The organism is Novosphingobium sp. ERW19 (assembly GCF_012641315.1).
Lineage (GTDB): Bacteria > Pseudomonadota > Alphaproteobacteria > Sphingomonadales > Sphingomonadaceae > Novosphingobium.
The window spans coordinates 371,773-386,475 of record NZ_JABAIC010000002.1; the positions used below are offsets into that span (position 1 = coordinate 371,773).

A 14,703-nucleotide genomic window follows, 5' to 3' on the forward strand; every position below is an offset into this window, starting at 1 on the left:
AGCTTCGCCCAGTGCCACTTCAGACCGCAACCTCGGCCTTGATAACGCCCTGCGGTGCATAACCGGTCACTTCAAAATCCTCGATCCGGTAATCGAAGATCGAGTCCGGTCGGCGCAGGATGGCAAGTCGGGGCTCACCCTCCGGCGTGCGGGCCAGCTGGGTTTCAACCAACTCGGCGTGGTTGAGATAGAGATGCGTGTCGCCCCCCATCCACACCAGTTCACCCGGCTCCAGATCGCACTGCTGCGCCAGCAGACGGATGAACAGCGCCGCGCCCCACAGGTTGAATGGCAATCCGAGCGCAACGTCACAGCTGCGTTGATAGAGCAGTCCGTTCAAGCGATTGCCGCTGACGTGGAACTGGTAGGTCTTGTGGCAGGGCGGCAGCGCCATCGCGTCAAGCTCGGCCACGTTCCAGCCTTCAACAATATGGCGCCGGCTGCCGGGATTGGTCCTCAGCGAGCGGACCACGTCGGCTACCTGGTTCACGCCCTGATCGCGCTGGCGAAACAGGCCATCGCCTGCCGGCTCGTAGACCGGCCAGTCCACCCACTGCTTGCCGTAGACCGGACCAAGATCACCCCATTCCCGGGCGAACGCCTCGTCTGCGACAATACGCGCGGAAAAATCGGCGCGGGAAATGTCGTCGCCGGACGCTTTGCGATATTTCTCCAGCGGCCAGTCGGTCCAGATCTCGACACCCTGCGCGCATAGCTTGCGGATGTTGGTATCGCCCGTCAGGAACCACAGGAACTCGCGGGTCGCCGTTTTCCAGTAGACACGCTTGGTCGTCAGCAAGGGCATGCGTCCGTCGGCAAGGTCGAAGCGCAATTGCGCGCCGAAGACGGAACGGGTGCCAACGCCGGTACGATCGACCCGCTCGTCGCCGCACTCCCAGATCTCGCGCATGAGGTCGAGATACTGCTGTTCGAAATGGCGGGCGGAATCGGCGCGTTCAGGCATGGCTCCGCTTCTAGCTGCGCAGGCGGGCGTGAGCAAAATCGCCGCCGAAATTTCCCGGCGAAAAAACTTGGCGTTACCCGCTTGCCAGCCTCGGAACTGCCTCGTATAGGGCGCCCCTGCCTCGCAGCCGGGTCACCGGTTGGCGGATCGGTCGGGGAATAGCTCAGCCTGGTAGAGCACTGTCTTCGGGAGGCAGGGGCCGGAGGTTCGAATCCTCTTTCCCCGACCATTTCACCTTCAAAAGGTGATCGAAAGGGCGGCCTTCGGGTCGCCCTTTTCGTTTGTTCAAGCAGCTCAGTTCGTCGCTCGCCTGCCACAACTCCTTCATTTCGCCCGCAATTCCGTCTCGCAAAGTCGCAAGACGGGTTCCGCTGGGGAACAACAACCACGACCTTGTCCGGGTTAGCCAATCAACTGGACAGGAACTTTACTCGTGACAATCCGCAAGCTCACCGTTGCCCTTCTCGTCGCCACACTCCCCCTTGCCACCGCAGCAAGCGCACAAGACGCAGCCGCTGGCACCGAAACCACCGCCGGAGCCACCTCGGCAGCGCCGACGGCGGCCACGCCGACCGTCGGTGCCGTAGTCTACGACGCCGCAGGAGCCGAAGTCGGCAAGATCAAGAGCGTTAACGCGCCCAACTTCGTGATCGACACAGGCAAGAACACTGCCACCTTGGCGCTGACTGCACTCGGCACCGGCCCCAAGGGTCCGGTCCTCGGCATGACCAAGGTTGAACTCGACGCCGCTGCCGAAAAGGCTGCTGCAGCCGCAAAGGCTGATACGGCTGCCGCAATCGTCGTCGATGCCCCGGTCTATGCGTCCGACGGCACCACCCAGCTCGGCAAGGTTGCTGAAGTGACCGATGCCGAGTTCGTGCTCGACGCTGGCGCAGTTCGCGTCAAGCTGCCGAAGACTTCAGTCGCCAAGGGCGCCTCCGGCCTGATGATCGGCATGACCGCCCAAGCCTTCGCTGACGCTACCAAGAGCGCGGGCCAGAGCGCGGATGCAGCGGCCGCAAAGCCCGCTGGCAAGTAAGCCATTCAGGGAGCGGGCGGCGTGTTTCCCCCTTTTTCACGCCGCCCCAACCCGTTTCCTCAACCGCCCCTGAGCAGTTGCACGCCCCAATCGCGCTCGAACAGATAGAGCAACACACGGGCCGCTTCGCCTCTTGGCGACGACAGCCCGCCATCGCGCTCCATCAGCAATCGGGCGTCGTCATGCGCCAGCGGCAGCAACCGCGCGATCTGTTCGAAGTCCGCCACTTTGAACGGCGTGTCGCCCGATTGCCGGGTGCCGAGCAGCTCCCCACCGCCACGCAACCGCAAGTCTTCCTCGGCCAGGCGAAACCCGTCCTGAGTCTCCCGCATCAGCGCGAGTCGCTCGCGCCCCGTCTCCGACAGAGCCTCGCCCCGCAGCAGCAGGCAGGTCGATTGCTGGCTGCCGCGCCCGACGCGCCCGCGCAGTTGGTGCAACTGGGCAAGACCGAAGCGCTCGGCCTGCTCGATCACCATCAGCGTCGCGTTCGGCACGTCGACGCCGACCTCGATCACCGTCGTCGCCACCAGCAACTGCGCGTCCCCGCGGGCAAACTGCTCCATCGCCGCGTCCTTGGCTTCGGGCCGCAACTGGCCGTGGACCATGACCACGGTATCCCCGAACCGCTCTTTCAGCGCAGCATAGCGTGCCTCTGCTGCGGCTATGTCCTCGGTTTCCAGCTCGCGCACCATCGGACAGACCCAGTAAGCCTGCGCCCCCTTGGCGATGTGCCGCGCAACCCCCTCGACCACATCGGCAAGACGCTCGGTGGAAATCACGCGGGTGTCGATGGCCTGGCGCCCAGGCGGCATTTCATCAAGCCGCGAGACATCCATCTCTCCATACTGTGCCAAGGTCAGCGTGCGGGGGATCGGCGTGGCCGTCATCGCTAGGCAATGTGGGGTGCGCCGTGCCTTCTGGGTCAGCATCAAGCGCTGCCCAACACCGAAGCGGTGCTGTTCGTCGATCACCACGAGCGCAAGGTTGCGGTAGGCCACGGCCTCCTGAAAGATCGCGTGAGTGCCAACGCAAATGTCGATCGATCCATCGAGCAAGCCCATCAGGATCGATTCGCGCGCCTTGCCCTTGTCGCGTCCGGTCAAAAGCGCGATGTTCACGCCTGTGCCGGCTGCCATCCGCGTCAGGGTCTCGGCATGCTGGCGCGCAAGGATTTCGGTCGGCGCCAGCAGCGCCGCCTGTCCGCCCGCCTCCACCGCGATCAGCATGGCGTTGAGCGCAACCGCCGTCTTGCCCGACCCGACATCGCCTTGCAGCAACCGCAGCATAGGCGCGCCTTGCGCCATGTCGTTTTCGATCTCGGCAATTGAGCGCTTCTGCGCGCCGGTCAGTTCGAACGGCAGCTTGAGCATTGCCCGCAGCCGCCCGTCGCCATGCAGCGGCGTGCCCTTCTTCGCGCGGTTGCTTTCCCGCACCAGCATCAGGGCGAGGCTGTTGGCCAGCAGTTCGTCATAGGCGAGCCGGTCCTTTGCCAGCTTGTCCTCGGCCTTGTGTGCAGCCTGAAGCGCTGCGTCCCACGTTGGCCAGTCCATCCGCGCCATAAGGCCCGGCTCGATCCATTCCGGAAGCCTGGGCAGGTGCGCCAGCGACTGCGCCACCAAGGCTTGAACCCGCCCCTGCGTCAGCCCTTCCGAAAGCGGGTAAACCGGCTCGTTCAGCTGGCCGAGCATGCCCGCACTGTCCTCGCTGACATGATCGGGATGGACGATCTGCCACGTCTGCCCGAACTGGTCGAGCCTGCCCGCCACCCAGCGCTTCTCACCCAACGGCAGCTGCTTCTTGGCGGTGTAGGCCGCTCGCCCGAAGTAGGTAAGCGCAACATAGTTGCCCACGGCATCCTCGGCCATGACCCTGAACGGCCCGCGTCCGGCCGACTGCCGGTAGTCCCGAACCGTCAGCGGCAGCACGATCTGCTCCCCCACCCCGGCCTCGTCGAGATTGGCGACCGGCCGCCGCAGCACCCAGCGATCGGGCAGATGGTAAGCGATATCCTTGACGCGGGTCAGCCCCAGCTTCTCGAGCGGGCGTGCCAGACCAGGCCCCACGCCTTTGAGGCTGGAGCTTTCCGCGAACAGGGGATTGAGCAGGTCAGGACGCATCGCCCACTCGACATAGGCTGCAAGACCATGTTTCGCCAATGCCGCCCAAAGCGAAATTCACGGCCATTTTTGACCCAGCGCATGGTTGAGGCCCGGCGCTGGTGCTTGAGTCGTTTGCGAAGACAACGAAAGCAGGAGCACAACAGATGCTGATCCCTCATGGAGCCGTCATTGCCGTCGTTGATGGCAAGGCTTGGGAGCTCTACCGCAACGCCGGAACCGACGCCGCCCCCGACCTCGCGGCCATGGAAACGCCCGCGCTCGTGGAGCACAACCACTCGAGTGGCGGCAGCCACGCATCGCCGCACCAGCAGGATGAGACCGCCCACTGCGCTGCCGTGGCAGATTGGCTCAACCGGCAGGTCCAGAGCCACAAGATCGCGCAGCTCGTGCTGATCGCCCCGCCGCGCGCCTTGGGCGAACTGCGCCACCAGATCGGCAAGGGCACCCAGAGCGCCATCATCAAGGAACTGGCCAAGGACCTGGTCGGTCGCCAGCCCACCGAGATCATCGCCGCGCTGCGGGGCAAGTAACGCGCGGGGCCAAGCGATGGGGCATTCCGGCGCGGGGAAGGACGGCGCCGGGATGCCCTTTCGCATGGGGCTTGCACCCTTGTTTCGCCGGGCTGATCGGCCTAACGGCAAAGCATGACCGAGCCTGCTGCCATCGCCCCCGAAAGCCTTCGCCGCCTGCACTTCCGCGCCTGGCACCGCGGCACGCGCGAAGCTGACTACATGATCGGCTGCTACTTCGACCGCTACCACGCCAGTTGGACGGCCGAGCAGGTCGCCTGGTTCGAAGACCTGATCGAGGAAGACGACGTCGAGATCATGGCATGGGCCCTCGGCACGCAGCCCGTGCCCGAAAAGTATGCCGGTGCGATGATGGATGCCATGCGCAAGCTGGACTACGTCGAGATCCCGCGCTGATTTCGCCTCTCGCGCGTTAAGCCTGCCATGTCCGATCTGACCCGCATCCTTTCGGCCAATACGCCGCTCACGCTTTCGTCCGTCGCGCGTGGTGCGCAGCCCCTCGTTCTGGCCGATCTTGCCCGCGCCGCCAAAGGCCGCGCCGTTTTCATCGCGCCCGACGAGGCCGCGATGCGCGCCATTGTTGAAAGCGCCGCATTCTTTGCGCCGGACCTCGAGGTCATTGACTTTCCGGCATGGGACTGCCTGCCGTTTGACCGTGCCTCCCCGGCGCTGTCTGTCAGTTCCCGCCGCCTCGCCGCGCTACAGCGGCTGCAACGCAAGCGCAGCGGTCCGCAACTGCTTGTCACGACGATCAACGCTGCGCTCCAGCGTGTCCTCACGCCGTTCCGCATCCGCGAATCCACCCGCCTGCTTTCGCCGGGCACCGAAATCGGTCGCGAGAGCCTGATCGCACTCCTCCAGCGCCAGGGCTATTCGCGCACCGATACGGTCGTCGACGCGGGCGAATACGCCGTGCGCGGCTCGGTCTTCGACATCTATCCTTCGGGGCTCGACCACGGCCTCCGTCTGGACTTCTTCGGCGACGAGCTTGAAACCCTGCGCCTGTTCGATCCGAACACGCAGCGCTCGGTGCAGCCGGTCGAAACGCATCTCCTGCTGCCGGCGAGCGAAGCCCTGCTTGACGACGACAGCATCAAGCGCTTCCGCAGCCGCTACCGCGAACTGTTCGGCGCCAACGCCACCGGCGATCCGCTCTATCAGGCTATCACCGACGGCCGTCGCTTGGCCGGGATGGAACACTGGCTCCCGCTGTTCGAGGACCGTCTGGTCACGCTGTTCGACCACTTGGACGAGGGCGACCTCGTCCTGATCGACACGACAGCGATCAAGGCTGCCGAACAACGCATTGCCGACATTGCCGACTATCATCAGTCGCGCCTCGATTCCTCGTCCAAGGCTCCCGGCAGCTACCGCCCTCTGGCAGAAACCGCGCTATATCTTTCGCGTGATGAGCTGGACCGGGCGCTTGCCGGTTGGCCCGTGCACCGCACCACGATCTTTGCCGAACCGGAATCGAAGCAGGTTGTCGATTTCGGCTTCAGCTCTTCCCACGATTTCACGCCGGAACGCGCTGCCGCCACTTCAGGTGGCACCAACATCTACGAAGCGGCCGCCAAGTACATTGCGGCGCTGGGCACGCGCGGCAAGAAGCCGATCATCGCGGCCTATACCGCCGGCTCCCGCTCGCGCCTCGCCTCACTACTGGCCGAAGCCGGCAAGTTCACGCCGCAGATGGCCGATTCCTGGCAGGAAGCGCTCGGCCTTGCCGCCACGGGCAAGCCTGCTGCCGTGGTCCTGCCGCTGGAGCAAGGCTTTGCCAGCGACGATCTGGAACTGCTGACCGAGCAGGACATCCTTGGCGACCGTCTCGTCCGCCGCAAGAAGAAGCGCAAGGACGCCGACGCGTTCCTGGCCGAATTGTCCGCGCTCACGCCGGGCGACCTCGTCGTCCACATGGACCACGGCATCGGTCGCTACCTCGGCCTCGAAGCCATCGGCGTCGGCGACAGCCCGCACGATTGCGTCCAGCTCGAATACTCCGGCGGCGACAAGCTCTATATCCCGGTCGAAAACCTCGACGTCCTCTCGCGCTATGGCTCCGATGCCGAAGGCGTCGCGCTCGACAAGCTAGGCGGTGAGGCGTGGCAGCGTCGCAAGGCCCGGATGCGGGAACGCATCCTTGAAATGGCGGGCCACCTCATGGCCACTGCCGCCCAGCGCGCCCTGCGCCAAGGCACGGTGCTTCCCGTCGACCCCGCCAGCTACGGCCCCTTCGTCGATCGCTTCCCATGGGACGAAACCGAGGATCAGGAACGCGCAATCGGCGATGTCCTCGGCGACATGGCCGAAGGCAAGCCGATGGACCGCCTCGTCTGCGGCGACGTCGGCTTCGGGAAGACCGAGGTTGCCCTGCGCGCGGCATTCGTCGCGGCCATGCAGGGCGTGCAGGTTGCGGTCATCGCGCCGACGACCCTGCTCGCACGCCAGCACTATTCGAACTTCGTCGAGCGGTTCAAAGGCTTCCCGCTGGAAATCGGTCGCCTTTCGCGCCTCGTCCCCGCCAAGGAGGCAAGCGAGACCAAGGCCGGGCTTGCCAGCGGACAGGTCGACATCGTCATCGGCACCCATGCGCTCCTGTCCAAGTCGGTGGAGTTCAAGCGTCTTGGCCTTGTCATCGTTGACGAGGAACAGCGCTTCGGCGTCACCCACAAGGAAAAGCTCAAGGAACTGAAGGCGGACGTTCACGTCCTTACCCTCACCGCCACGCCAATCCCGCGCACGCTGCAGATGGCCATGTCGGGCCTGCGCGAGCTGTCCACGATCCAGACCCCGCCGGTCGACCGCCTTGCCGTGCGTACCTATGTCATGCCGTGGGACGACATGGTCATGCGCGAAGCCTTGCTGCGCGAACATCAGCGCGGCGGACAAAGCTTCATCGTCGTGCCGCGCATTGCCGATATGCCAGAGCTCGAGGAATGGCTGCGGCTAAACGTGCCCGAGGTCCGCTTCGTCACCGCGCACGGCCAGATGAGCCCGACCGAGGTCGAGGACCGCATGGGCGCGTTCTACGAGAAGAAATACGAGGTCCTGCTATCGACCACGATCGTCGAGAGCGGCATCGACATTCCCTCGGCCAACACGATCGTAATTCACCGCGCCGACCGCTTCGGGCTCGCCCAGCTCTACCAGCTGCGCGGACGCGTCGGTCGCGGCAAGATCCGTGCTTACGCCTATCTCACTGTGCCGGAGGACATGGCGCTGTCCGAGGTCGCGGAAAAGCGCCTCAAGGTCCTTGGCGACCTCGACAGCCTCGGCGCCGGCTTCCAGCTCGCCAGCCATGACCTCGACATTCGCGGCGCCGGCAACCTGTTGGGCGACGAACAGTCTGGCCACATCAAGGAAGTCGGCTTCGAACTTTATCAGTCGATGCTCGAGGATGCGATCCTTGCCGCCAAGGCTGGCGACATCGGCCTTGCCCGCGAACGCGAGGCGCTGAGCCCGCAGATCACGCTCGACGCGCCGATCATGATCCCGGAGGATTACGTCCCCGACCTTGCCGTGCGCATGGCCCTGTACCGCCGCATGAACGACGCCGAAGGACCGGATGCGGTCGAGGCCCTCGCCGCCGAAATGATCGACCGCTTCGGCCCCCTGCCCGCCCCGACGCAGAACCTGCTGCGCCTGATCGAGGTCAAGCGCCAGGCCATCGCCGCCAACATCGCCAAGATCGACGTCGGACCCAAGGGCGCGCTGGTCAGCTTCCACAAGGATACCTTCCCCGACCCGGTCGGCCTGATCGGCTATGTCGAGCGGCTCAATGGCGTTGCCAAGCTGCGTCCCGACAACAAGCTGGTCATCACCCGCGCATGGGGCACCGCAGAAGGTCGGCTCAACGGTCTGGTGCAGATGACCAAGGGTCTGGCTGCGATCGTGAAGCGGGCCAAGAAGGCGGCCTAAAGCAGCGCACTGACCTCTGCGGCACTGATTGGCCCTGATCGCAGGAAACCCTGGAACGTGTCGCAGCCCTCTTGCTGCAGCACCGCCAGCTGGCTCTCACGCTCGACGCCTTCGCACACGATCTTGAGCCCGAGCGCACGCGCCATCGCAACGATCGCCGTCAGGATCGCCCTGTCGCGCGGATCGCTGTCCACGTCTCGGACCATGGATGCGTCGAGCTTGATCGTATCGAGCGGCAGCGACTTCAGCGTGCGGAAGTTTGCATAGCCCGTCCCGAAATCATCGAGCGCGATGCGCACGCCCGCGGAAGCCAGCTCCGCCAGTGCCGCTGCCGATTGGGTGAAGTCCGCCACCAGCGCATGCTCGGTCACTTCCAGTGTAAGCCTCGTCGGCACGAACCCGGTTCCCGTCAGCAACTCGCGAAAGTCCACCGCGAACGCGTCGCTTGCGAGATCCTCTGCGGTTACGTTGAGCGACAACGCCAGCGTGTCCCAATCCACCGCCGCCGCCAATGCCTTGCCCGCGATATGCCGGGAGAGCTGCGCCACATGATCGCCACGCTCGGCAATGGCGAACAGCGTCTCCGCTCCGATCCGGCCAAGCTGGGCATGGTCCCACCGCGCCAGGGCCTCAACGCCAACAAGCGCACCGTCAGCCACCCGATACTGTGGCTGGAACACAATCCCGATCTCGTCCCGCGCCATGGCCCCGATCAGATCGGCTTCAAGCCGCGCCGCGCTCCGCCCCCGCGCCCGATGGGAGCCATCGGCCCAGAGAATGCGGCGTCCCGCTTGCTGCTGCACTGCGCCGAGCGCCTGATCCAACCGGTCGATCATCGCCGCCCCGGCCTCACCCGGGACTCCGCGCAGCAGCGCCGTGCGCGGAACCAGGTGCAGCACCTCCCCCCGCACCGGCAGACCGCGCGAGATGCGGCGCGTCAACGCTTCGGCCAGCCATTGCCAGCGCTCGCGACTGATAGTGCCGTCGCTGGCAATCAGGAACTCCCCGCCCCCCACACGTGCCACCATTGATCCCGGGTCCAGTTCCTCGACTGCAAAATCGGCGATTCGTCGCCCTATTTCAGCCAGCGCGATGTCTCCGCCCGCATGGCCATAAGCCAGGTTGACCGAACTCAGGCGGTGCAAACCGACCAGCATGGCATGGACAAAGTCCGGCTCATGCCGCGCCAGCCACAATCTCGCCGCAGCCAGTCCCGGCAAGCCGGTGAGGGCATCCCGGCCAGCATCGGCATCCGGCAAGGTCAGGCGGTGAGGCATCCGGCATCGAATAGCAGCGGAACCTTGCCAAAGCGTTCCCCGTTCGCGGCGGGCCGCCGCTCCAGTGCTTTTGTGCATTGCGCGGCCAAGGTTCGCCCCATATCCCCACTGCGGTACGATGCAGTCGCGTCAGATAGGGGCTTTGATACTGATGCCGGACTTCACCCGCCTAGCGCTTGTGGCCTCGCCCAGCGAGCGCGCCCAGGACGCCTATGACGGCCTGCTCAAGAGCCGAAGCTGGGTTCCTCTCGATCAGGCCGAGGCAGCCGTGGTGATCGGCGGCGATGGCTTCATGCTGCAGACCTTGCACCACATGCTCGATATCGACCACGTCGTGCCGGCCTTCGGGCTCAACCTTGGCACGGTCGGCTTCCTGATGAACAAGTACCGGTCGAGCCGCGGCATCGAAGAGCGGCTGGCGAAGGCCACCCAGATCTCGGTCTCGCCCTTGCGCATGACCGCCATAACCAATTCCGACGAAGAACATTCCGTCTGCGCGATCAACGAAGTCTCGATCCTGCGCGAAACCCGCCAGACCGCCAAGCTCGAGGTCAGCGTCAACGGCAAGGTGCGCATGCCCGAACTCGCCTGCGACGGCGTGCTCGTCGCCACGCCCGCCGGCTCCACCGCCTACAACCTGTCGGCCAATGGCCCGATCCTGCCGCTGTCGTCGAACATGCTGGCGCTCACGCCGATCAGCCCTTTCCGTCCCCGTCGCTGGCGCGGCGCGATTCTGCCCGACACTTACGAGATCGTGTTCAAGGCGCTCGAATCGGTGAAGCGGCCGGTGCTGGTCGTGGCCGACCAGAAGGAAGTCCGCGACGTGCGCGAAGTGCGCGTGAAGGCCTGGCCCGAACACCGCCTGACCCTGATGTTCGACCGCGGGCAGAGCCTCGAAGACCGCATCTTCGCCGAGCAATTCATGGTCTGAGCAAAAATCTCGAAACAGGTGCTTGCCAAACCGGAATCGCCTGTTATTAGCGCGCTCCTGCCCCGGGGAACTGGGGCTGCTCCCTGATAGCTCAGCGGTAGAGCTCTCGACTGTTAATCGAGCGGCCGTAGGTTCGAATCCTACTCAGGGAGCCATTTCTTTTCAGATTTGGCAACAAAACCAGCGACTTAGATAGCTGACTCCAAATCCCTCCCCACACACTACCCCACACTGCGACTTAAGCGCCGCCTTTCGGCAGTGCGCTATTCTTAGGGCGATGTGGAATTTTGGACCGCAAAAATTAGCGGGGCCTTTTTCACCATCAAAATTATGGCCGCGCCTGCTACCGCGTATAGCCCCACCCTCCAGTCTTGATTGGCAATTCCAACCCCTTCGGGAATTTGGGACGGGTCATCATACCAAGCCCGCAAGAAACCCGCCTTCCAATAGTGATATACGCCAATGGCGGCTGGAATGCTCACTAGCGGCACCCAGATCGCATATTCGCTAGCCCCCCCAAAAATCAAAAATCCTGAGCAGAGGGCATAAGCGGAAGCAGCAGTTAGGACGGCTCGCCGGATCGGGGGAGACTGAAGCCCTACAAACTTCACTACAACGAAAGATGCCATGAATTGAATGGCCCCGGTGATTGCCAAGACGAAGCCTATCCCTAGCAACCAATCCGAAAGAGGTTGCCCAAAAATCAAAGTATCCATTCGCAGGTTGCCCCCCAATTTCATGCAACATTAACAGGCTGGCAAGCGGAGTCGATTCCTCCGATCAAGAAATGGCGCATGCTAGGCTTGTAGCGGCAAGGGAAACAGGCAAGCGTCTGCAAATCTGATTCTTTCTCTGAGGGCACGCTATGCAAGAACCTCCAATGTGGATGTCGTTTGTCCCGTTGATCTTCCTTGGCCTTTTGATGGTTTACCCGACAGCAAGGATACTCCGCCGAGCAGGGTTCTCACGTTGGCTCGCACTTTTCATTTTTGTCCCGATTGCTCCGCTCATAGGCCTTTGGGTTTTCGCATTCGCGCGATGGCCTTCGCAGGACGAAAAATTTCGTCGCACGTTTGAATAATCATCGGCCGGAAAACCCTGTATTTATTCAAGTCTATGAGTCCCCACGTTTCAGGCGGCCCAGTTTGAGGTTTTCCAAAGCCTTTGCGCGGCCCTCGGGGGTGCGCGGCCCCGTCGATGCACCACCATGAAACTTGCACCGGCCATTCGCGCAAAGCGTGGTCGAAGCGCAGGCCCGCCCGTTGCGCTTGATTGCCCCGCAGGTAAGCCCCCGCAGGTAGCTCGGGCACCCCGGAACGTATCGGCCTGCCTTCTCGGCTTCGATTGCTTTCGCCCACCATTGCCGAAAAAGGATACGCCGCACGTCATCCGGCTGGACCTTCGCCCAATCCTCGAATTGGCGCATGCGCAGCGTGGCTAGGCGAAGTGTCGCTAAGGCCTCGGCAACCGGCTTGCTATGCCTGCCCATTGCGGTTTTCCGTGCCGTCGCACGCGCGCGCGCGCGTAAGGGTGTCAGAATTACCGTTTCCCGGTAGCGCGCTAGCAGCGCAAGAACGGTAGGCGTCACCGTCCCCGCAAGTGCACAACACCTGGGCTTGCCTTGCCGCTGCCTCCATAGCGCCCGGACTGCTGGCAATCGCGGCCACTATCAACCGCAGCGCCCGCGTTGGTGCCGCCCCTTGCTCGGCATCGCGCACGACCGAATAAGACAGCCCGAACCGCTCGGCAAAGGCACGTTGGCTTAGTTTCAGATCGCGGAAGCGCAGCCGGAACAGATGCCGCGCAAAGCCAGTTTTTCCGAAGTCGGGATCAAAGGCCATCGGTGCCACCTCTGACATTCCCGCGCTGCGCAGGGTCAACATTTGCAAAGCTCCCATGGGGTTCGTTCCGCTCTTGGACCTTGCCGTAACCTTGGCGCTCGCATGGGGTTCGTTCTGGGGACAATCGGCGCGCGTTCTTGGCAGAGCTAGCCTTGCCCGCTTGCGACCTCGGACCAGTGCTAAGGCCTCCGTGCAAACGGCACCGTCCCGAGCGGTAAAGGTCGCGCCTCTTGCATAAGGTGCCGAACCGAGTTCTCGCCCCGCAGATCAGACGATGAAACTCGGCTGGCATCTGGGGGGGTGTTTCGCAGATCGGTTCGCTATACCGCTTGGATGGGTTCACCCGCCATGCCAGCCGCGCAGCTTGCCGCTTGGCCTCGCAATCCGCCTGCCATTGGTCACTTGCCCGCCAATAGCGCCGCCAACTATCCCGCAGACGGTTCATATCCTCGCCTGTCACTGGATCACCTCGATTTGCTGGAAACGTCCAAAGGCGGCACCCTCAAAACCTACAAAAGGGGGTTTCGCAGGTTTTGGGGGTTTCTCGCCTCGGTGCATCAGGCTCTCAGAGCCTTGGGGTTTACGTGGTAAGTCACGGAAGGACGCCCGCCGGTTTCCACCTTCACCACTCGCAGCCGGTTCGCGACCTGTAGCGCTCGCAGGCCAGCCCCCAGCCGCTCGGCATCGGTCAAGCCAGACCAGCCCTTTTGCTGCACCTCCCTCGCGGTGAACGGCTGGGGCAGATCGCCCTTAGTTATTCGCCTCCAGATCGCCCGCGCTGCCTCGGCATGGTCCAGCGAAAGTGATGCATAGGCCCGCCTCGCATGGCTCTCCAGATATTCCGCCCAGCCCAGAGCTTGCCGCGTGGCCTCCAGCGAAACAGGCCCAAAGTCATTATTCGCGATGTGGCAGATCAGGGCCAGCCGGGGAATCAGCCCGCGATACTTGGACAGGTGCGCGGTCATCGCAGGCTGCATTTCATCGCTGCGCAATCTTTGCTCCAGAGCGCACCGCCATTCGGCAAATAGCTCTTGGGCATCCTCGGCAAAGCGCAGGAACGGCACACCATGCGGCCCCGTCGCTTCCTCCCATGTTGCGCCCAGTTCGCGCACGTCCAATTCGGCCAGATCGGCAAAGCATTCTTGCGCCTCTTGCCGCGCCTCGGTGTCAGGGTAGCGGTCAACCTCCCGGAACGTGCCCCCGAAGTCCGGCCATGCCAGCAACTGCAATCGCTGCACCATGCCATCATCGAAGCTGCGCAGGCTTTCCCGCATATAACCCGCAATCCGGTTCGGCTGGGTCGTTCCGCAAAGCGATATGTTTACCGCCTGAATACGGATTGTGCCCCGCATTATGCGGTCGAAGGTATAGCCGTCCTGCCCGCCCCAGCCGGTAAGGTAGAAGCCCCGCGCCGATGCCTTTTCAGGCCGGTCCAGATCAGCAAACAAGGAAAGTAATTCGTCCCGGTGGACCATAATGCCATCGGGATTGTCGGCACAAATCTCCCCGAGCTTTTCCGCAGTGCCGTCGCTTGTCAGGTGTCGCTTGATCGCGGGGGGCGTCGGTTCGGTCACGCCTAGCAGCATCGAAAGCGCGCAATCCCGCGCCCCGGTTCCGCCCTCGCCTTTCAGCGCCGCCCTCGCGCTCTTTTCCGCCGCTTCCTTTTCCAATTTAAAGAGCGCCTCCCGCGCCTTGTGATCGGCCATCGCGCTTTCGTTTGCCGCCGCTGCCTTCGCCTCCAGCCGCCTGATAGGCCCGAGCGCTTCCGCCGCCGCAGGGCTTTTCAGGCTTCCCGGCGGTGCCACAACGCACCCCCAAATGTTTGCCACCTCCAGCCAATCGGTGCGGCGCTGGGGGCGTATCCCCACTTTTCGCCCGATCAGGGCACCGGCTGAAACCATGGCGGGAATTGCAACTAGATCGGCGGGGCAGTTCATGCGCTCGGCAATGTCCATCGCCCACCCGCGCAACTGGCGAGGAAGCAAGGCAGGCGAAAAGGCCAGCACCGGGGGCAGATCATCGCCCAAAGGGGAAGGTTCGGGCCAAGGGTCGAAGGTTTCAGCCATTGCGGCCCGTTCCCGCG

The 14,703-nt window shown here is 63.7% G+C and carries 11 protein-coding genes and 2 tRNA genes; 7 read left to right on the top strand and 6 right to left on the bottom strand.

The annotated features are described in order from the left end of the window. Positions 1–19: 19 nt before the first annotated feature. Positions 20–964, bottom strand: a complete 945-nt coding sequence (gene thyA, locus HGI46_RS05190) for a thymidylate synthase (RefSeq protein WP_168903367.1) — start codon at positions 962–964, stop codon at positions 20–22. Positions 965–1,116: 152 nt separating this feature from the next. On the opposite strand from thyA, the gene HGI46_RS05195 reads away from it, so the two are divergent. Both HGI46_RS05195 and HGI46_RS05200 read left to right on the top strand, forming a co-directional pair. Further along, positions 1,117–1,193 (top strand) — tRNA-Pro (locus HGI46_RS05195). 204 nt (positions 1,194–1,397) lie between these two features. Further along, complete coding sequence (locus tag HGI46_RS05200; protein ID WP_168903368.1) at positions 1,398–2,003, top strand: hypothetical protein; 606 nt, start codon at positions 1,398–1,400, stop codon at positions 2,001–2,003. 59 nt (positions 2,004–2,062) lie between these two features. On the opposite strand, the gene recG is transcribed toward HGI46_RS05200, so the two are convergent. Next, positions 2,063–4,120, bottom strand: coding sequence for an ATP-dependent DNA helicase RecG (gene recG / locus HGI46_RS05205; protein WP_168903369.1), 2,058 nt, complete (start codon positions 4,118–4,120; stop codon positions 2,063–2,065). Between the two features lie 146 nt (positions 4,121–4,266). On the opposite strand from recG, the gene HGI46_RS05210 reads away from it, so the two are divergent. The 3 genes from HGI46_RS05210 to mfd all read left to right on the top strand — a co-directional run bounded on the left by HGI46_RS05210 (position 4,267) and on the right by mfd (position 8,571). Further along, positions 4,267–4,653 (top strand): host attachment protein, encoded by a 387-nt coding sequence (locus HGI46_RS05210; protein WP_168903370.1) that lies wholly within the window; start codon positions 4,267–4,269, stop codon positions 4,651–4,653. Between the two features lie 114 nt (positions 4,654–4,767). Then, positions 4,768–5,049, top strand: coding sequence for a succinate dehydrogenase assembly factor 2 (locus HGI46_RS05215; RefSeq protein ID WP_118073804.1), 282 nt, complete (start codon positions 4,768–4,770; stop codon positions 5,047–5,049). A gap of 27 nt (positions 5,050–5,076) precedes the next feature. After that, positions 5,077–8,571 carry a transcription-repair coupling factor gene (gene mfd, locus HGI46_RS05220; protein ID WP_168903371.1) on the top strand — a complete coding sequence of 1,165 codons (3,495 nt, stop codon included), beginning with the start codon at positions 5,077–5,079 and terminating at the stop codon, positions 8,569–8,571. Here the strand turns inward: mfd and HGI46_RS05225 are convergent. Next, positions 8,568–9,848: a bifunctional diguanylate cyclase/phosphodiesterase gene (locus HGI46_RS05225; protein ID WP_168903372.1), complete on the bottom strand. Its 1,281-nt coding sequence runs from the start codon at positions 9,846–9,848 to the stop codon at positions 8,568–8,570. The genes mfd and HGI46_RS05225 overlap by 4 nt on opposite strands. Before the next feature lie 151 nt (positions 9,849–9,999). On the opposite strand from HGI46_RS05225, the gene HGI46_RS05230 reads away from it, so the two are divergent. Continuing rightward, positions 10,000–10,779, top strand: coding sequence for an NAD kinase (locus HGI46_RS05230; RefSeq protein WP_118073801.1), 780 nt, complete (start codon positions 10,000–10,002; stop codon positions 10,777–10,779). Positions 10,780–10,859: 80 nt separating this feature from the next. Then, positions 10,860–10,934 (top strand) — tRNA-Asn (locus tag HGI46_RS05235). Positions 10,935–11,048: 114 nt separating this feature from the next. Here HGI46_RS05235 and HGI46_RS05240 read toward each other — a convergent pair. The 3 genes from HGI46_RS05240 to HGI46_RS05250 form a co-directional block, all read right to left on the bottom strand. Further along, positions 11,049–11,495 carry a hypothetical protein gene (locus tag HGI46_RS05240; protein WP_168903373.1) on the bottom strand — a complete coding sequence of 149 codons (447 nt, stop codon included), beginning with the start codon at positions 11,493–11,495 and terminating at the stop codon, positions 11,049–11,051. Positions 11,496–12,254: 759 nt separating this feature from the next. Further along, positions 12,255–12,662, bottom strand: coding sequence for a hypothetical protein (locus HGI46_RS05245; protein WP_168903374.1), 408 nt, complete (start codon positions 12,660–12,662; stop codon positions 12,255–12,257). Positions 12,663–13,177: 515 nt separating this feature from the next. Beyond that, entirely contained in the window at positions 13,178–14,686 is a 1,509-nt protein-coding gene (locus tag HGI46_RS05250; protein ID WP_206065543.1) for a YfjI family protein, read from the bottom strand. Positions 14,687–14,703: the final 17 nt, after the last annotated feature.